The following is a 16,985-nucleotide window of genomic DNA, read 5'->3' as shown; positions in this document are numbered from 1 at the left end:
CCCATGGCGGCAAGGTCAAGCGCGGCGCCAGGTGGTGCCGCCGGGGCCGTCCTCCAGCAGAATGCCCTGGGCGGTGAGGTCATCGCGGATGCGGTCGGCCTCAGCCCAGTTCTTCGCCTTGCGGGCGGCGAGGCGCGCGGCGATGGCGGCTTCGACCGCCGCGCCGTCGTCCGCGCCGCCCTGGCGCCAGGCGGCGGGGTCACCGGTCGCGACGCCGAGGATGGCAGCGGCCTCGCGGAAGGCCGCGGCGGCCACGCCGGGGACGGGCGGCGCGGACAGGCCGGCGCGTTCCATCGCCACGGCGGGCGATCCACCGACCGTCACCGCATTCTCCAGCGTGCGCAGGTCGCGCAGCCGCGCGAGGGCGAGCGGCGTGTTGAGATCGTCCATCAGCGGCGCGAGCACCCACTCGGTAAGGCGTTCGGCAGCACCGCCGGCGGGCGCTGCGGGCGCGCGCGACAGCATGGCGTAGTGGTCGTCGAGTTCGGCCTTCGCCTCGCGCAGCGCCTCGGTCGTGAAGTCCAGCGACTGGCGATAATGCGTGCGCAGCAGCAGCAGCCGGAAGGCCTCTCCGGCCCAGGGGCCTTCGGCGAGGATGTCGCGCACCGTGCGGAAATTGCCGAGCGACTTCGACATCTTCTCGCCGTCCACCAGCAGCATGCCGTTGTGCATCCAGTAATGCGCGAAGGCATGGCCGGGGAAGGCGCAGACGGATTGCGCGACCTCGTTCTCATGGTGCGGAAAGATCAGGTCGTGGCCGCCGCCATGGATGTCGAATTCCTCGCCGAGATGCTGCCAGGACATGGCGGAGCATTCGATGTGCCAGCCCGGCCGGCCCCGGCCCCACGGGCTGTCCCAGCCGGGGGTAGTGTCGTCGGAGGGCTTCCACAGCACGAAGTCGCCGACGTCGCGCTTGTAGGGGGCGACGTCGATGCGCGCGCCAGCCAGCAGCTCATCCGGGCTGCGGCCTGACAGCTTGCCGTAATCAGCGAAGGACGGGACGGAGAACAGCACATGGCCGTCGGCGGCATAGGCGTTGCCATTGGCGATCAGGCGTTCGATCAGCGTGATCATCGCCGGGATGTGGCCGGTCGCGCGCGGTTCGACGTCCGGCGGCAGCGCGTTCAGCGCCGCCATGTCGCGGTGGAAGTCTTCCGTGGTGCGCGCGGTGATGGCGGCGATGGGTTCGCCTGAGTCGCGGGACCGCGCGTTGATCTTGTCGTCAACATCCGTGATGTTCCGGACGTAGGTGACGCGCGGATAGAGCCGGCGCAGCAGACGGGCCAGCACGTCGAACACCACGACCGGGCGGGCGTTGCCGAGATGCGCGAGGTCGTAGACCGTCGGGCCGCAGACATAGAGCCGCACATTGCCGGGATCGATCGGCACGAAGCGACGTTTGGTGCGCGCGGCGCTGTCGTGGATGAGAAGGTCGGTCATGGTGGTGTCCGGCGGAAATGGGTCGGTCGAGCAGGCGCGCGGGGAAGTTCTTCCCCCGAGAGGCGGATCAGCGACAGAGCGCGGGCGCGCGGAGCCTGGACACGGACATGGCGTTCTTATGGCGCGGAATCCGCGCCAGGTTCAAGCGCCGGCTGCGATGCGCAGCCGCAGCGCCGCCTTCTCCCGCCCGATCAGCGGCAGCAGCGTCACGAGGTCGGGGCCATGGTCCTCGCCCGTCAAGGCGAGGCGCAGCGGCAGGAACAGCGCCTTGCCCTTGCGGCCGGTCGCGGCCTTCAGCGCGTTGGTCCAGGCCGGCCAGGTGTCCGCGCCCCAGGGTTCCGGCGGCAGGGCATCCAGCGCCGCGCGCAGGAAATCGCCCTCCCCCTCCAGCACCGGCGGCACGATCGTGCCGCGGACGATGTCGAACCAGGGCCGCGCCTCGCGCATCAGGTCGAGGTTGCCGCGGATGGCGACCCACCACGCCTCGTCGGCGCCGTCGGGCAGCCGGTCGCGGACGGTCTCGAAGTGCGCCTCGTGCAGCACGCGGCGGTTCAGCGCCAGCATCTGGCGTGTATCGAACCGCGCCGTCGCGTGGGAGACGCGGCTGATGTCCCAGCCCGGCGCGAGATCGGCCGGCATGCCCGGCACCGGATCGGCCGAGGTGCCGAGCGCGGCGAGGTAGCCGACCAGCGCCGCCGGCTCGATCCCGTCCTTGCGGAGATGCCGCAGGGAGATGGAGCCGAGCCGCTTCGACAGCGGCCCGCCATCCTGGTCGGTCAGCAGCGGCAGATGGCCGAAGGTCAGCGTCTTCGGATTGCCGCCCAGAGCCTCGAAGATGTCGAGCTGGATGCCGGTGTTGGTGACGTGGTCCTCGCCGCGGATGACGTGGGTGATGCCCATCTCGATATCGTCGACGACGCTCGTGAACGTATAGAGCGGCGAGCCGTCCGCGCGGACCAGCACGGGGTCGGAGATCGTCGACAGCTTCACGCTGCGCTCCCCGAGCACGAGGTCCCGCCACGCCACCGACCGCATCGACAGCTTGAAGCGCCAGTAAGGCTGCTTGCCGTTCGCGAGCGCGCGCTCGATCTGCTCGGGCGTCATCTTCAGCGCCTCGCGGTCGTAGAGCGGCGGCTTGCCTTCACGACGGCGGCGTTCGCGCTTGTAGGAGAGTTCTTCCTCAGTCTCGAAACAGGGATACAGCCGGCCGGAGGCCTTCAGCCGTTCGGCCGCCGCGGCGTAGCGGTCGAGCCGAGTAGACTGCGCAACCAGTTCGTCCCACGGCATGCCGAGCCAGCGAAGGTCTTCCTCAATCGCCGCCGCGTATTCCGGCTTCGAGCGTTCGAGGTCGGTGTCATCCAGGCGCAGGATGAAGCTGCCGCCGTGCCGGCGCGCATGCAGCCAGTTGGCGAGGGCGGCGCGCAGATTGCCGACATGCAGCAGCCCGGTGGGAGACGGGGCGAAGCGGAGTTTCATGTGTTGGGATCAAGCGCCTGGTAGTCGGTTTCCACCCGCTTGGTGGCGGGGGTCGCGATGCAGTGGGCGAGCCAGGGCTTTAGGTCGAAGCCCGGCGCGATGGCGTACTCACCGAAGGACAGGAAGGCCTGTTCCAGCGCCGCGGGGTCCGGGTATTCGGGCCGCAGCCCTTCCACCTGGTCGCGGATGAAGCGACGGGCGTATTCGGTCGCGGCGTCCGCGGTGCGGAAACCGTCGACGGACCATTCCTCGTCCGGGTCCTGGTAATGCGCGAAATCGCCGCAGAGGACAGAATGGCTCACGCCCCGACCCTGCCCCGGCCAGCCGGCGCCACGTCAAGGCGTCCAGCGTCCTGACGACGGGGCGGCTTCCGCTGAAGGATTGGAGGGGCCTTGCCCCTCCAAGCCACCCCACCAAAGGCCGAAAGGCCTTTGGAAACCTCAACCTGGCGCCGTGCGCCATCGGCAGAAGGCGCGCCGCTGTCGCCCGGCAGCAGATGTTTGCGGTCCAGGTGCTCCAAGCACCTGGCGGGGTAGTCCGGAGGGGCGGCGCCCCTCCGGTCCCGCATCATCCCGTTCACGCCTCATCCTCAGCGTCGTCGTCATCCTCGTCGCGGCGAGGGTCAAGGACGCGCCAGTTGCGTTCCTCGGCGTCGCGGACGGGCGCGTCGGCGAAGTCCTTCAACTCGGATCGGCTGACCCAGGCGTCGTCGCCAGCGCCGAGCACCTCCGCATCCTCGCCAAAGGCGAACCACGCATCGAGCGTCGCCTTGGCATCCGCCCCCGGCGCACGACAGCGCTCCACGGAATCGCGGACGTAGCGGCGCGCGAAGGCGTTGGCGTGCTCGATGCTGATGAAGCCCGTGACGGTCTCCACCGGCTCGTCGCCGTTCGCCCCCGACATGTCCATGATCTGAACGGCGTATTCGCCCTTCGGAAAGACCTCGGCTTCGAATTCTTCGCTCATTTGACCAGCGCCGTGAAACCGTTGGTGATGGGGTAGCGGCGGTCGCGACCGAAGGCGCGGGCGGTGATCTTCACGCCCGGCGGGGCCTGCCGCCGCTTGTATTCCGCGCGGTCGAGCAGCTTCCACACGCGCAGCACGGTCGGGCGGTCGAAGCCGTCGGCGACCAGGGCATCGACGGATTTCTCGCCCTCGATCAGCCCTTCCAGGATGGCGTCCAGCACCTCGTATTCCGGCAGGCTGTCCTGGTCCTTCTGGTTCGGGCGCAGTTCGGCGGAAGGCGGCTTGGTGATGACGCGATCGGGCATCACCGCCCCCGCCGGACCCAGCGCGCCGGTGGGAACATTCGCATTGCGCCAGCGGCACAGCGCGAAGACCATCGTCTTGTACACGTCCTTCAGCACGGAATAGCCGCCGCACATGTCGCCATAGATCGTGGCGTAACCGGTCGACATCTCGGACTTGTTGCCTGTCGTCAGCAGCATCGAACCGAACTTGTTCGACAGTGCCATCAGCGTGACGCCGCGGATGCGCGACTGCAGGTTTTCTTCGGTGATGTCCGGCGGACGATTGCCGAAGACCGGCGCGAGCATGCCGCCGAAGGCATCCATCGCCGGCCCGATGCCGATCGTGTCGTAGCGGATGCCGAGCAGCCGCGCGCAGTCCGCGGCGTCCTCCAGGCTTTCCCCGCTGGTGTAGGGCGACGGCATCATCACCGCATGGACGCGATCCGGGCCAAGCGCATCGACGGCGACCGCCGCCGAGATCGCGGAATCGATACCCCCCGACAGGCCGAGCACCACGCCCGGAAAGCCGTTCTTGTTCACATAGTCCCGCAGGCCGAGCGTCATCGCCGCATAGACCTGCCCGAGCGGCGCCGGCGGCGCGACCACGGCGCCGGGGGCACAGACCAGGCGCTCGCCCTCGCGCCGCCACTCCGTCAGGCGCACCTCCTCGACGAAGCTCGGCATCAGATGCGCGAGCGAGCGGTCGGGGTTCAGCACGAAGGACGCACCGTCGAAGACGATCTCATCCTGCGCGCCCACCTGGCCGAGGAAGACGAAAGGCAGCCCCGTCTCCACAACCCGCGTCACGGACAGCGGCAGGCGCTGCTTCTCGTGCTTGTCTTCCTCGAAGGGCGAACCGTTGATGGACAGCAGGATCTCGGCGCCCGTCTCGCACAGTGTCTCGGCGACGGTCGGCAGCCACCAATCCTCGCAGACCATCAGGCCGATGCGGAAACCGCGGAAGGGCACCGGGCCGGGCGCGGGGCCGGCATCGAAGACGCGCTTCTCATCGAACACGCCGTAATTGGGCAGTTCGTGCTTCGCCCGCCGGGCCGCGATGCGGCCGCCTTCGAGCAGGAAGGCAGCGTTGTAGAGCTTGTCGCCATCGGCCCAGGGCCCGCCGACGATCAGCCCCGGGCCGCCATCGGCGGTCTCGGCGGCGAGCGCCGCGATGGTCTCGGCGCAGGCGGCGACATAGGCCGGCTTGCGGACGAGGTCCTCGGGCAGGTAGCCGCCCACCGAGAATTCCGGCGTCACCACCAGATCGGCGCCGAGGCGCGCGCCCTCGGCGCGCGCGGCGCGGATGCGGTCGGCGTTCCTGTCGAGCGCCCCCACATGGGTGGTGTTGATCTGCGCAAGCGCGATCTTCAGCGTGTCGGCCATGATGGGCGGAACCTAGGGATGCGGGTTCGGGGGGTCAACGAGACGCCGACGTTGGCGGAGCGGGTGGCAGCCGGCCAGAGGAAGGACGATCGACGAGTGACAGACGGTCTGGGCCTGCCAGGCCTCCTTGGCGCCAAGGGGCTCATCATCGGGGATACGTATTCGGAGGATGGCGTGCGGCAATGGCTGCCCTACGAAACCGCCGTCGAGTTCGCCACGATTCCCGCAACCACGCGGGCGGTCCGATTCGGTGCCTTCGTGGGCTGGCCTGACAGCTTCGACCCTCTTCTGGCGCTCGCTGCGGAGGATATCGAGTCCGTCCGACCGATGATGGGCCTAAGTCATCAGACCGGCGGCCATCATTGCATCCAACAGTATTTCACGGTCTTTCCGGCATCAATCATGCCATCGATGGTTGGTCCTATCGGCGAGTTTTGCCGATCCTACTACCATTCTTTTGGCGGGAGCTTTTGCATCGACCACGAGAGCTTTCTGAAAACCGGCGACAGGGATCTACGAGATTACTACGAGAAGAACATTGCAGCCTACGAGGCCGCGATCGGCCGGCTCGGGTTTTCTGCCGAACATCATTTTCGACATCGGGTCTCGCGCTTCCTCGCCGAAGGTGCCTACCCGATCGATTTGAGCCGTCAGTCTCTTGATCGCCTGACAGCACTGCCGGATGAACTCTGGGGGCAGCTCGGGCCCTACATGCGCGTCAAGGCGCTCCGCGACGCGGCATCGATCTACATCATCACCGAGAACTCGGATTGAGCGCGACATCGAACGCAGCCGCGGCCGAAGTCGGGCGTGCTTAACGAGACGCCGCGACGCCCAGCGCCATCCCCGCCATGGCGAGGGCAACGCCCAGCATGCCCGCCACGCCCAGCGTCTCGCCCAGCAGGGGCCAGGCCGCGGCCGCAACCAGCCCCGGCACCAGCGCGCCGATCAACGTCGTCGAGGCCGGGCCGATCCGCGCGACCGCCGTCGTGTAGAGAAAGCCAGCGATGACGCTCGACAGGAAGCCCTGGTAGACGATCTGGGTCAGGATCGCGCCGGTCGGCGCCGCCGCCATCGCGGAGGGCAAGGCCACCCACCAGACCGGCAGGAACACCGGCGCCCCGAGCAGCGCGATCAACAGCGTCGTGCCGAGCGGCGGCAGCCCCCACCGCTTCACCAGCAGCGTATAGGCCGCCCAGGAGACGGACGCCGCCGCGTAGAACAGATCGCCGATCCAGGCACCTGGTGGGCTCGCCTTGCCATCCAGGGCCAACAGCAGCGCCGCAACGACCACCAGCGCGAGGCAGGCGATCCGGAGCAGGCTCGGCACCTCCCGCAGCATCACCCAGGCAAGCACCGTCGTCGCCAGCGGCAGGCCCGCCGACATGATCACCGCACCATGCGCCGCCGGCGCATTGGCGAAGCCGAAATAGGCGAGCAGCGGGAAGCCGAACCCCGCCATCAGCATCACCGCGGCCAGCCGCGACGGCGTGATCCGCGGCAGGCCGAAGTGCCAGGCGAGCGGCATGGCCAGGATGAAGGCCCCCAGATAGCGCAGCGCCCCCATGTCCCAGGGCGTGAAATCCTGCCGCACGGCATATCGGCCGATCAGCTGGAAGCCGACCCAGACCGCCAGCACGCCGAGCGCCGCGGCCCAGCCGATCCGCCGGTCACGGGCGCGCTGGCGGGCGGCGCCGGGTGCGGCGGCGGCTGCGGAGGACGACAAGGCGGCGCTACTGGCCGCCGCCGTTGCGCTTGCGGCGCTGTTCGTGCCGCAGCAGGAATTCGCGGCCCACCTTCACCCGCGGCGTGCCGTCATAGTCCACGATGTCCGCGGTGGCGTAGGTCTCGGACCAGGCATCGGGGATGAAGCTGCCGGTGCCGACCACGTCGATCGGCGCTTTTGCCTCGGCCATGACGCGGCACTTGCCGACACCGAAGCCGGAGGAGGCGACGATGCGCACCTTGGGAAACCCAGCGGCGTCGAGTTGTTCGCGCATGCTCCAGATCGCCGCTGCTGAAACGCCGGTGCCGACCAGGTAGCGCAGCTCGGTCTCGGAACGGTAGCGGCGGATCGCCCCCGGCGCGTGCCGTTCCAGCACGGCATAGGATTCTGCCGGGTCCAGCCCTTCGAGGAAGCGGCCGCCATGGGTGTCGAGCCGCATCGACAGCCGGCCCGCCGCCGCCAGTTCCGGGAAGCGCCGCGCGACGGCGAGGCCGTCCGTCACCTCCCGCCCGAAATAATCGACCAGCACGGTCAGCGCATCGCTCGGGAATGCCTCATGGAACATCTCGGCGGCGCGGACGGTGTTGCCGGCATAGCCGATCAGCGCATGCGGCATCGTGCCGTAGCCGGCCTTCTGGCCGAACCAGTGCGCGGTCAGGTCGTTGGCATTGCCGATGAAGCCCTTGGCGCCTTCGGCCTGCGCCGCGCGGCTGCCGATCGCCGCGGCATAGGCCATCATCTCCTGCATCTCGGCCCCGGCGCAGTGCCGGGCCTCCATGGCGAGGAAAGCGACCTTCGGCAGTTCAAGGCACATCTGGTACGCATTGTGGGCGGCGACGCAGGCCGCGCCGAGCTTCTGCAACAGCAGCGTCTCGAGGTCCGACAGCGCGACGAAGGACCCGGTGACGTAGATCAGCGGATCACCGGCGCCGACCCATGTCCCTTCCTCATGCACCAAATCGATCTGGATCTCGACGCCGCGGGCCTTCGCCACCGCCCGCATCCAGTCGAGCGCCAGCCGCGGCGCCGAGACGACCGGCCGGCGCAGGAACACCGCATAGGTCACGCGCGCATCGCCGAAGCGCTGCACGATCTGCTTGGTGCGGTTGAAGTAGGAATCGGTGCGCGCGGTGATGACCGCGTCGTCTGTGTCCGGCGCCGCCGCCGGTGCCGCCGCTCGCCGCGGGATACCCGTGGCGAGCGCCGCGCCCAGCGTGGCCTCGCCGAGCGCGGTGGGCTTGTTCACTGGGCCGCCTGGGCGGGGCTCGCCTGGATCGCGGCCTTTCGGGCCTTCAGCTCCTCGGCGATCAGGAACGCCAGTTCCAGCGACTGCTCGGCATTCAGCCGCGGGTCGCAGGAGGTGGCGTAGTTCGCCGAGAGATCCGTCTCCGACAGCCGATGCGCGCCGCCAAGGCATTCCGTCACGTCGGAGCCAGTCATCTCGACATGCACGCCGCCGGCGATGCTGCCCTCGGCCTCATGCACATCGAAGAAGCCGCGCACCTCGCCCATGATGGAATCGAAGACGCGGGTCTTGTAGCCGGCCACGGTCGTGGTGTTGCCGTGCATCGGGTCGCACAGCCACACCACGTTGCGGCCAGCCTTCTGCACCGCGCGCGCCAGCGGGGCGAGCTTCGCCTCGACCTTGTCGTGGCCCATGCGAGAGATCAGGGTCAGGCGGCCCTTCTCATTCGCCGGGTTCAGGATCTCGGTCAGGCGGACCAGCTCATCCGCCTCCATGGTCGGGCCGACCTTCATGCCGATCGGGTTCTTCACCCCGCGGAGGAATTCCACATGCGCGCCGTCCGGCTGGCGGGTGCGGTCGCCGATCCACAGGAAGTGGGCCGAGCAGGCATAGGCGTCGCCGGTCGTGGAATCGACGCGGGTCAGCGCCTGCTCATAGGGCAGCAGCAGGCTCTCGTGGCTCGTGTAGAAATCCGTCTCCCGCACCTGCGGCAGGTCGGACATGCCGCAGGCCTGCATGAAGTTCAGCGTCTGGTCGATGCGCGTCGCGAGGTCCGCGTAGCGATCGGCCAGCGGGCTGCGCGCGACGAAGCCCAGGTTCCAGCGATGGACATGGTGCAGGTCGGCATAGCCGCCCGTCGCGAAGGCGCGCAGCAGGTTCATCGTGCCCGCCGACTGCATGTAGGCGAACTCCAGGCGCGACGGGTCGGGGATGCGGGCGGCGTCCGTGAAGTCGGGGCCGTTCACGATGTCACCGCGATAGGACGGCAGGGTGACGCCGCCCTTGGTCTCGGTGTCGCTCGACCGCGGCTTGGCGAACTGCCCGGCCATACGGCCGAGCTTCACCACCGGCACCTGGCCACCGAAGGTCAGCACCACCGCCATCTGCAGCAGCACGCGGAAGGTGTCGCGGATGACGTTGGCGGTGAAGTCGCCGAAGCTTTCGGCGCAGTCGCCGCCCTGCAGGACGAAGGCCTCGCCATCCCCGGCGCGGGCCAGCGCCGATTTCAGGCGGCGCGCCTCACCTGCAAAAACGAGGGGAGGAAATCGCGCGATCTTCCCTTCCATCGCGGCAAGCGCCGCCTGGTCCGGATAGTCCGGCACCTGCCGGATCGGCATCGCCCGCCATGAATCAGGGCTCCAGCCACGCGCGGTCATTGTCTGGCACTCTCCTCCAAGAAAGTCGCGCACCTTAGCGCCGCATTGGAAACCCGCCAATTGGCGCGTTTCCCGATCGGGCACCCGGCCGCGCCCGGCCACATGCCGGGATGCTGAGGTAGGTGGCCGGGTGGGGGTGCGGCAAGGTGCCGGTCCTTCGTCCACGATCGCGGGGGTGGGGGAAGCCGCGGCGCCGTGCGAGGGTGGCGGGCGGCCATGTGGGGGGAGAGGCACGGATGCGAGGTCAGGAACAGGTCGCGCTGCGGATGCAGGCGGCGGTCCAGGCGGGGGATATACCGGGCGTCGTGGTGGCCGCGGCGGGGCGCGAGGACGCGGGCTTCGTCCAGGGCTTCGGGGTCCGGCGGCTCGGCGGGGCCGAGCCGATGGCACCGGATACCGTCGTCTGGATCGCCTCGATGACGAAGGCAGTCACGGCCGCGGCGGCGATGCGGCTGGTCGAGGCGAAGCGGCTGGCGCTCGACGCCCCCGCCTCGGAGGTCCTGCCGGAGATCGGGCGCATCCAGGTGCTGGACGGCTTCGATGCCGATGGCAAGGCGCTGCTGCGCGCGCCCCGCGTGGCGATCACCCTGCGCCATCTGCTGACCCACACCTCCGGCTTCTCCTATGAGATGTGGAGCGCGGACACGATCAAGGCGCGCCGGGCGCTCGGCCTGCCCCCGATGGCAAGCGGGAAGCTTGCGGCCCTGAACCTGCCGCTGCTGTTCGACCCGGGCGAGGCTTGGCACTATGGCATCGGCGTCGACTGGGCCGGGCGCATGGTGGAGGCGGTGACGGGCCAGAGCCTCGGTACTCACTTCGCCGAGACGATCTTCGCGCCGCTCGGCATGGCCGATACCGGCTTTCAGCTGACCGATGCGATGCGCGCAAGGCTCGCACCGATCCATGCGCGCGGGCCGGATGGCTCGCTGACGCCGCTCGAGCGTGGGGTGGAGGTGGAGCGCGAGTTCGACAGCGGTGGTGGCGGGCTCTACTCCACGGCGCGCGACTACCTGGCCTTCGCCCGGATGATCCTGAATGGCGGGCGGCACGGGCGGGAGAGGCTGCTGCGGCCCGAGACGATCGCGATGATGGCGCAGGACCAGATTCCGCGCATGGCGGTGCAGCCGATGATCTCAGCCGTCCCGGCGGCGAGCAACGACGCCGATTTCTTCCCCGGCCAGCATTGCGGCTGGGGCCTGTCCTTCCTGATCAACCGTCACCCCTCGCCGCAGGGCCGCTCGGCCGGCGGGCTGGCCTGGGCCGGGATGGCGAATTGCTACTACTGGATCGATCACGGTCGCGGGACGACCGGCATCTTCATCTCGCAGGTCCTGCCCTTCTTCGATGCCAAGGCCGTGACGTTGTTCCGGGACTTCGAAGCGACCCTGAACGCCGCCTGATGGCTCCCGGCCGCGGCGCCGGACCGACAGGCTGACAGACAGAAAAAGGGAGGGGGTTCGGGGGAGGTTCCCCTCCCCCGACCTTACTGCGCCGCCGCGGACGTCACGCCCGCTTCCCGCGTGCGGGTCCGAAGCGTCACCAGCTCCTCCGCCGCCGTGGGATGGATGCCGATGGTCCGGTCGAAATCCTGCTTGGTGCCGCCCATGGCGATCACGATACCGACGCCCTGCATGATCTCCGCTGCATCTTCGCCGAGCATATGCGCGCCGAGCACCTTCTGCGTCCGCTGGCAGACGACCAGCTTCATTAGCGTCCGCCGCCCTTCCCGCTTGGTGATGGTGTGGCGAAGCGGCGTGAAGCGCGTCGCGTAGATGTCGACCGGGCCGATATTCGCCGCATCGGCCTCAGTCAGGCCGACCGAGGCGATGGGCGGCGACATGAACACCGCGGTCGGCACGTTCTCGTAGCTGGCGCGGCGAGGCTTGTTGCCGAACAGCGTGTCGGCGAGCGCGTGGCCGACGGCGGTCGCCATCGGGGTCAGGTTCACCCGGTCGATCACGTCGCCGATCGCGTAGATGTGCGGGACGCTGGTGCGGTGTTCGTCGTCGACGATGACCGCGCCGCCGTCCTTCATCTCGACGCCGGCCTTGTCCAGCCCGAGCGACGCGGTGTTCGGCGTGCGGCCGGTGCAGAAGAACACCGCATCGGCCTCCCGCACGCCGCTGTTCGACAGGGTGACCATCAGGTGGTTCTCGACCTGCCCAATGCGGACGGGGCTGACGTCGGGGCTCAGCACCATGCCCTGGGCGACCAGTGCCTCGACCGCCGCGGCGCGGATGTCCTCGTCGAAGCCGCGCAGGGGCTGCGGCGCGCGGTAGGCGAGTTCGACCTCGGACCCCAGCCCGGACAGGATGGTCGCGAATTCCACCGCGATGTAGCCGGCGCCGATGACCAGGGCGCGCTTCGGCAGGGCCTTCAGCGTGAACAGATCATCCGAGACATAGGCGAGTTCCTGCCCTGGAATGTCGAGCCGATGCGGCGTGCCGCCCGTCGCGATGACGATCCGATCGGCCGTCACGCGCTGCCCGCCGACATCGAGCGTGTGCTCGTCGATGAAGCTCGCGCGCGCGTCGAAGGAGGTCACGCCCGCGCCGGCCAGCAGCTTGCCGTAGATGCCGGAGAGCCGGGTGACCTCGGCATCGCGCGCGGCGGCGAGCTTCAGCCAATCATGGCCATGGACCTCCATGTCCCAGCCGAAGGCCGCGGCATCCTGTGCCCAGCAGCTGTATTCCGATGCGTTGACCATGATCTTCTTGGGCACGCAGCCGACATTGACGCAGGTGCCGCCCCAGAAGCGTTCTTCCGCCACGCCGACGCGGGCGCCGTAGCCCGCCGAGATGCGCCCCAGGCGAACGCCGGCCGAACCGCCGCCGATGACGAAAAGGTCGAAATCACGGGCGGGCATGGGCGGCAGTCTCCTGTTCAGTGCAGACAGGATATCGGGCCGAATGCGGATTTCGCCAACCGGGCCAATTGCGACTCATTATCAGATGCAGTAGCTTGCCGTCAGGACAGGGGCCGGCCAGCCCCTGCCCGGTTCCGACACCGCACCCCCAACCAGCCGCCTGATGCCACCGCAACCCGATGGGATCAGGCGACTGGGCCGCGGGGCTTGCCGGGACCCCCGCCGCCGCCCAGACACCGATCATGATCCGCCGCAACCGCCCGGCCCGCCCGCAGCGCCGTACCATCCCGCTCAGCACGATCCAGCAGGCCAGCCCCGAAACCCTCGCGGCCGCCTTCGCGGCGCCGCCCGAGGAGGCCGCGCCCTGGATCGAGGCCGCGGCGATGCTGGGCCAGGCGCGCGCGCAGGTGCTGTGGGGGCAGTACCTTCTGGATGCGCTGGGGGGCGTGGCACGGGACCAGGCGGCCGCCGCGGAGTGGTTCCGCTCCGCCGCCCGGGCGGGCGATGCCGCCGGCATGAACATGCTGGGCCGCTGCTATGAGAATGGCTGGGGGATCGCCGCCGACTACGCCGAGGCGGTGCGCTGGTTCCGCGGCGCGGCCGAGGCCGGCTTCGACTGGGGCCAGTACAACCTGGCCAACATGTATCTGCGCGGGGACGGCATCGCCGAGGACCGTGCCGAGGCGCTGCGCTGGTATCATGCAGCGGCGGCGCAGGGGCACGCCAAGTCGATCAACATGGTCGCCCGCTTCTACGAGGAAGGCTGGGTGGTGGCGCGCGACCCCGCCCGCGCCGCGCTGCTCTACGCGGCGTCCGCCGAGCGGGGGGATTTCCGCGGGCAGTTCAATCTCGGCGTGCTGCTGGCCGACCGGGGGGAGATGGACGAAGCCACGCGATGGTTCCGCGAGGCCGCGCGCACCGCCCATGACGACTTCCGCCGGGGCATGGTGGAGCGGCTGGCGGCGCGCCCTGAGCCGGCGCTGCGGCAGGTGGCGGCGGAGATCGCGGCTGGCCTCACCTAGGGCAGATCCTGCCCGGCTGCGCCCGGCCGAGCAGGCGACGATGCTCGCGGACGGCAGGATCTGAGGTGAACGGACGTCTCCGGCGCAGATCGCGTTCGGATGAATGTGAGCGCACGCGAAGGCGCCAGCCCACCGCCTTCCGGCTGTGAGGCACTTCGCTGCGCGGACGCACCGCCGACGCCTAGTCTCCGCCGGACCGAGAGGGATTGCAGGATGTTCCGCACACTCGCCGCAATCGCGATGATCGCCGCAGCCCTCCCAGGCACGGCGATCGCCTGCGGAATTCCGACACACGCGCCCGTGCAGGATGGCGCGCAGGCCGCCCCGATCGACCGGCCCGAAACGCCGCGCGCCAACGGGACGGCCGACCTGCCCCTCGGCGCGTGGTTGTCGGAACCGCGGACCGGCATGTCGCGATGCGGGACCTGGCAGGCGTCGCTCCTGGCTCAAGCCGCGGCCGGCAGGCAGCGCCGTCCGGGCGCCAATGCCGCCCGCGACACCGCCACGCGGCGATGACACCGCGAACCGACACGCCGCGCCGCTGCCTTGTCGCGCTCGTGGCAGGCCTGCTCGCCGCGCCGGCGCCGCTGCTCGCCTGCGCCCTGCCGACCCGCATCGAGCTGCGCAACGAGACCGCGCAGCAGGTGGTGGCGCTCTACGTCGACAGCGCGCAGGAAGCGCCGAGCACCTTCAACCGCCTGCCGAACGGCCTCGCGCCCGGCGCGGCCGAGACGATCACGCTGCCATCCTGCATCGGCCTCTACGCACTGCGCGCGACCTTCGCTGACGGGACCGCGCAGCGCCATGACGGGATCGACGCGCGGCGCATCCGCGGCCTTGCGCTGCGCTGATCCTGGTCAGCCCATCGGCGAGCAGATCTCGACCAGCGCGCCGTTGAGGTCGCGCACATAGCCGACCGTCTGGCCCCAGGTCTTCTCCTTCGGCGGCAGCAGCGGCACCGCGCCCGCGGCGACGGCCGTGGCGAAGGCGCCGCGGACATCCTCGGTGACGAGGCCGATCTCCATGCCCGGCGGCGTCTCGCCGGGACGCGTGCGGCGGAAGCTCGCACCCTGCTCCTCGATCATGGATTCGGACGCGAAGGCCAGCACCGTCGCGCCGGTATCCATCTCGGCATAGGTGCCGTCCTCGGCGGCGAAACGCTGCGCGAAGCCGAAGGCCGCCGCGTAGAAGGCGACCGTCGCGGCCACGTCCGGCACGTAGTGGATGACGTAGCCGAGCTTCATGGCGCGGGCCTACGCGGCACGACGATGCGCGGGGTGAAGGTCTGCACCTCCTCCCCGTTCTGGTTCAGGACGCGGATGTGCATCACCGCCGTTCCGCGGTCGGGGCGCGAGCGGGAGGGCGTCGCCTCCGTCACCTCGATCTCGACGGACAGGCTGTCGCCGGGGCGCACCGGCCTCGGCCAGCGCAATTCGCCGCCGCTGCCGATGATGCCGCCGGCGATGTTGCCCGCGGCCTGGACGACCAGCGGCATCGCCAGCGCCGCCGTATGCCACCCGCTGGCGGCGAGGCCCTGGAACACCGGATGCTTCGCCGCCGCCGCCGGATCGGTGTGGAAAGGCTGCGGATCGTAGCGGGAGGCAAAGGCGATGATCTCCTCCTCGGTGATCGTCACCGGGCCGGCGGTGAAGCGCCGGCCCACGGTCAGGTCCTCGAGGTAGATCGGCTCGCTCACGTCCCGATGCCGCCGAGGGCGAGGTACTTCACCTCCAGATACTCCTCGATGCCGAGATGGCTGCCTTCGCGGCCGAGGCCGGACTGCTTCAAGCCCCCGAAGGGCACTTCGGCCGTCGAGATGATGCCCTCGTTGATGCCGATAATGCCGTATTCCAGCGCCTCGGCGACGCGGAAGATGCGACCGACATCGCGGGCGTAGAAATAGGAGGCGAGGCCGAACTCGGTGTCGTTCGCCAGCCTGATCGCCTCTTCCTCCGTCTTGAAGCGGAACAGCGGGGCGACGGGGCCGAAGGTCTCCTCACCGAAGATCTTCGCGCCATGCGGCACGTTGGCGAGCACGGTCGGTTCGAAGAAGTTGCCGCCGAGCTTGTGGCGGTGCCCGCCGGTGACGATCGTCGCACCCTGGGCGAGCGCGTCGGCGATGTGCTCCTCGACCTTCGCAACGGCATCCGCGTTGATGAGCGGGCCCTGCGTCACGCCCGGTTCCATGCCGGGGCCGACCTTCAGGCCTTCCACCGCTTCCTTCAGCTTCTTGGCGAAGGCGTCATAGACACCGTCCTGCACCAGGATGCGGTTGGCGCAGACGCAGGTCTGCCCGGTGTTGCGGTACTTCGACGCCATCGCGCCCTGCACCGCGGCATCGAGATCCGCATCGTCGAACACGATGAAGGGCGCGTTGCCACCCAGTTCCATCGAGGTCTTCTTGATGGTCGCGGCGCATTGCGCGAGCAGCACGCGGCCGACCTCGGTCGATCCGGTGAAGGACAGCTTGCGCACGATCGGGTTGGCGGTGAGTTCCTTGCCGGTCTCACCGGACGGCCCGGTGATGACGTTGCACACACCCTTCGGCATGCCGGCGCGTTCGGCCAGCACGGCGATGGCGAGCGCCGAGAACGGCGTCTGCGACGCCGGGCGGATCACGCCCGTGCAGCCCGCGGCCCAGCCCGGGCCGGCCTTGCGGGTGATCATGGCCGAGGGGAAGTTCCACGGCGTGATCGCGGCGAAGACGCCGATCGGCTCCTTCGTCACGATGACGCGGCGGCCCTTGGCGTTCTGCGGGATCGTCTCGCCGTAGACGCGGCGGCCTTCGTCGGCGAACCACTCGATGAAGGAGGCGGAATAGACCACCTCGCCCTTGGCTTCCGCGAGCGGCTTGCCCTGCTCGGCCGTCATGATCGCGGCGAGATCGTCCGCATTCTCATGCATCAGCTTGGCAAGCTTGTGCAGGATGACCGCGCGGTCCTTCGCGAGCATCGCGCGCCAGGCCGGCCAGGCGGCATTGGCGGCCTCAATGGCGCGACGCGTCTCGGCGCCGGACATGGCGGGGACGGTGCCGATCACCTCGCCCGTCGCGGGGTTGCGCACGGCGAGGGTCTTGCCGCTGTCGGCCTGGACCCATTGGCCGTCGATGTAGTTGGCCTGGCGGAAGAGCTCCGAATCCTTCAACGGAACCTTGGCGGCGGTGTCGAGCATGGCGGCGTCCCTTTCCTCCGGGTGTGGCC

At 69.4% G+C, this 16,985-nt stretch carries 17 protein-coding genes; 5 read left to right on the top strand and 12 right to left on the bottom strand.

Annotation, left to right across the window (positions count from 1 at the left end):
• Positions 1 to 15 precede the first annotated feature (15 nt).
• The 5 genes from cysS to GXW78_RS15020 all read right to left on the bottom strand — a co-directional run bounded on the left by cysS (position 16) and on the right by GXW78_RS15020 (position 5,549).
• A complete protein-coding gene (gene cysS / locus GXW78_RS15040; protein ID WP_211869651.1) occupies positions 16 to 1,440 on the bottom strand; it encodes a cysteine--tRNA ligase in 1,425 nt (474 codons plus the stop codon).
• Positions 1,441 to 1,581: 141 nt separating this feature from the next.
• The gene (gene gltX, locus GXW78_RS15035) at positions 1,582 to 2,916 is read right to left on the bottom strand and encodes a glutamate--tRNA ligase (protein WP_211869650.1); all 1,335 of its coding nucleotides are present in this window, start codon (positions 2,914 to 2,916) and stop codon (positions 1,582 to 1,584) included.
• A complete protein-coding gene (locus tag GXW78_RS15030; protein WP_211869649.1) occupies positions 2,913 to 3,218 on the bottom strand; it encodes a hypothetical protein in 306 nt (101 codons plus the stop codon). Before GXW78_RS15030 ends, gltX begins: the two co-directional genes overlap by 4 nt.
• A gap of 274 nt (positions 3,219 to 3,492) precedes the next feature.
• A complete protein-coding gene (locus tag GXW78_RS15025; RefSeq protein ID WP_211869648.1) occupies positions 3,493 to 3,882 on the bottom strand; it encodes a hypothetical protein in 390 nt (129 codons plus the stop codon).
• A complete protein-coding gene (locus GXW78_RS15020; protein WP_211869647.1) occupies positions 3,879 to 5,549 on the bottom strand; it encodes an NAD+ synthase in 1,671 nt (556 codons plus the stop codon). The genes GXW78_RS15025 and GXW78_RS15020 overlap by 4 nt, the downstream gene beginning before the upstream one ends.
• Here GXW78_RS15020 and GXW78_RS15015 point away from each other — a divergent pair.
• On the top strand, positions 5,502 to 6,323 hold the full coding sequence (locus GXW78_RS15015) for a hypothetical protein (RefSeq protein ID WP_211869646.1): 822 nt from the start codon (positions 5,502 to 5,504) through the stop codon (positions 6,321 to 6,323). The two genes, GXW78_RS15020 and GXW78_RS15015, sit on opposite strands and share 48 nt — an antisense overlap.
• A gap of 40 nt (positions 6,324 to 6,363) precedes the next feature.
• Here GXW78_RS15015 and GXW78_RS15010 read toward each other — a convergent pair whose 3' ends face one another.
• From GXW78_RS15010 to GXW78_RS15000, 3 genes are read right to left on the bottom strand one after another with little or no spacing between them, the layout of a single operon-like run.
• The gene (locus tag GXW78_RS15010; protein WP_211869645.1) at positions 6,364 to 7,275 is read right to left on the bottom strand and encodes a DMT family transporter; all 912 of its coding nucleotides are present in this window, start codon (positions 7,273 to 7,275) and stop codon (positions 6,364 to 6,366) included.
• Positions 7,276 to 7,282: 7 nt separating this feature from the next.
• A complete protein-coding gene (locus tag GXW78_RS15005; RefSeq protein WP_408904195.1) occupies positions 7,283 to 8,464 on the bottom strand; it encodes a beta/alpha barrel domain-containing protein in 1,182 nt (393 codons plus the stop codon).
• Positions 8,465 to 8,517: 53 nt separating this feature from the next.
• Positions 8,518 to 9,897 (bottom strand): class II 3-deoxy-7-phosphoheptulonate synthase, encoded by a 1,380-nt coding sequence (locus GXW78_RS15000; RefSeq protein ID WP_211869644.1) that lies wholly within the window; start codon positions 9,895 to 9,897, stop codon positions 8,518 to 8,520.
• Positions 9,898 to 10,133: 236 nt separating this feature from the next.
• Between GXW78_RS15000 and GXW78_RS14995 the strand changes: the two genes are divergently transcribed.
• Positions 10,134 to 11,297: a serine hydrolase domain-containing protein gene (locus tag GXW78_RS14995; protein WP_211869643.1), complete on the top strand. Its 1,164-nt coding sequence runs from the start codon at positions 10,134 to 10,136 to the stop codon at positions 11,295 to 11,297.
• A gap of 83 nt (positions 11,298 to 11,380) precedes the next feature.
• Here the strand turns inward: GXW78_RS14995 and gorA are convergent, their stop codons facing one another.
• Positions 11,381 to 12,763, bottom strand: coding sequence for a glutathione-disulfide reductase (gorA, locus tag GXW78_RS14990; protein WP_211869642.1), 1,383 nt, complete (start codon positions 12,761 to 12,763; stop codon positions 11,381 to 11,383).
• A gap of 242 nt (positions 12,764 to 13,005) precedes the next feature.
• On the opposite strand from gorA, the gene GXW78_RS14985 reads away from it, so the two are divergent.
• The 3 genes from GXW78_RS14985 (at position 13,006) to GXW78_RS14975 (ending at position 14,636) form a co-directional block, all read left to right on the top strand.
• On the top strand, positions 13,006 to 13,785 hold the full coding sequence (locus GXW78_RS14985) for a tetratricopeptide repeat protein (protein ID WP_211869641.1): 780 nt from the start codon (positions 13,006 to 13,008) through the stop codon (positions 13,783 to 13,785).
• 213 nt (positions 13,786 to 13,998) lie between these two features.
• Positions 13,999 to 14,301: a hypothetical protein gene (locus tag GXW78_RS14980; RefSeq protein WP_211869640.1), complete on the top strand. Its 303-nt coding sequence runs from the start codon at positions 13,999 to 14,001 to the stop codon at positions 14,299 to 14,301.
• Positions 14,298 to 14,636 carry a hypothetical protein gene (locus GXW78_RS14975; protein ID WP_211869639.1) on the top strand — a complete coding sequence of 113 codons (339 nt, stop codon included), beginning with the start codon at positions 14,298 to 14,300 and terminating at the stop codon, positions 14,634 to 14,636. Before GXW78_RS14980 ends, GXW78_RS14975 begins: the two co-directional genes overlap by 4 nt.
• A 6-nt stretch (positions 14,637 to 14,642) precedes the next feature.
• On the opposite strand, the gene GXW78_RS14970 is transcribed toward GXW78_RS14975, so the two are convergent.
• The 3 genes from GXW78_RS14970 to GXW78_RS14960 are packed head-to-tail and all read right to left on the bottom strand — an operon-like array spanning position 14,643 to position 16,956.
• Positions 14,643 to 15,029 carry a VOC family protein gene (locus GXW78_RS14970; protein ID WP_211869638.1) on the bottom strand — a complete coding sequence of 129 codons (387 nt, stop codon included), beginning with the start codon at positions 15,027 to 15,029 and terminating at the stop codon, positions 14,643 to 14,645.
• Entirely contained in the window at positions 15,026 to 15,481 is a 456-nt protein-coding gene (locus tag GXW78_RS14965; RefSeq protein WP_211869637.1) for a MaoC family dehydratase, read from the bottom strand. Before GXW78_RS14965 ends, GXW78_RS14970 begins: the two co-directional genes overlap by 4 nt.
• Positions 15,478 to 16,956, bottom strand: a complete 1,479-nt coding sequence (locus GXW78_RS14960) for an NAD-dependent succinate-semialdehyde dehydrogenase (protein WP_211869636.1) — start codon at positions 16,954 to 16,956, stop codon at positions 15,478 to 15,480. The genes GXW78_RS14965 and GXW78_RS14960 overlap by 4 nt, the downstream gene beginning before the upstream one ends.
• Positions 16,957 to 16,985: the final 29 nt, after the last annotated feature.

The organism is Neoroseomonas terrae, assembly GCF_018129025.1.
Taxonomy (GTDB): Bacteria; Pseudomonadota; Alphaproteobacteria; order Acetobacterales; family Acetobacteraceae; genus Neoroseomonas; species Neoroseomonas terrae.
The sequence above is the reverse complement of the archived record's forward strand: the minus strand, read 5'-3'. Positions and strand labels throughout refer to the sequence as shown.

Bases quoted from the DNA above. Each gene is read 5' to 3' on its own strand.
- cysS (WP_211869651.1), bottom strand. From the start codon at position 1,440: ATGACCGACCTTCTCATCCACGACAGCGCCGCGCGCACCAAACGTCGC.
- gltX (WP_211869650.1), bottom strand. From the start codon at position 2,916: ATGAAACTCCGCTTCGCCCCGTCTCCCACCGGGCTGCTGCATGTCGGC.
- GXW78_RS15025 (WP_211869648.1), bottom strand. From the start codon at position 3,882: ATGAGCGAAGAATTCGAAGCCGAGGTCTTTCCGAAGGGCGAATACGCC.
- GXW78_RS15015 (WP_211869646.1), top strand. From the start codon at position 5,502: ATGGGTGGTGTTGATCTGCGCAAGCGCGATCTTCAGCGTGTCGGCCAT.
- GXW78_RS15020 (WP_211869647.1), bottom strand. From the start codon at position 5,549: ATGGCCGACACGCTGAAGATCGCGCTTGCGCAGATCAACACCACCCAT.
- GXW78_RS15000 (WP_211869644.1), bottom strand. From the start codon at position 9,897: ATGACCGCGCGTGGCTGGAGCCCTGATTCATGGCGGGCGATGCCGATC.
- GXW78_RS14995 (WP_211869643.1), top strand. From the start codon at position 10,134: ATGCGAGGTCAGGAACAGGTCGCGCTGCGGATGCAGGCGGCGGTCCAG.
- gorA (WP_211869642.1), bottom strand. From the start codon at position 12,763: ATGCCCGCCCGTGATTTCGACCTTTTCGTCATCGGCGGCGGTTCGGCC.
- GXW78_RS14985 (WP_211869641.1), top strand. From the start codon at position 13,006: ATGATCCGCCGCAACCGCCCGGCCCGCCCGCAGCGCCGTACCATCCCG.
- GXW78_RS14980 (WP_211869640.1), top strand. From the start codon at position 13,999: ATGTTCCGCACACTCGCCGCAATCGCGATGATCGCCGCAGCCCTCCCA.
- GXW78_RS14975 (WP_211869639.1), top strand. From the start codon at position 14,298: ATGACACCGCGAACCGACACGCCGCGCCGCTGCCTTGTCGCGCTCGTG.
- GXW78_RS14970 (WP_211869638.1), bottom strand. From the start codon at position 15,029: ATGAAGCTCGGCTACGTCATCCACTACGTGCCGGACGTGGCCGCGACG.
- GXW78_RS14960 (WP_211869636.1), bottom strand. From the start codon at position 16,956: ATGCTCGACACCGCCGCCAAGGTTCCGTTGAAGGATTCGGAGCTCTTC.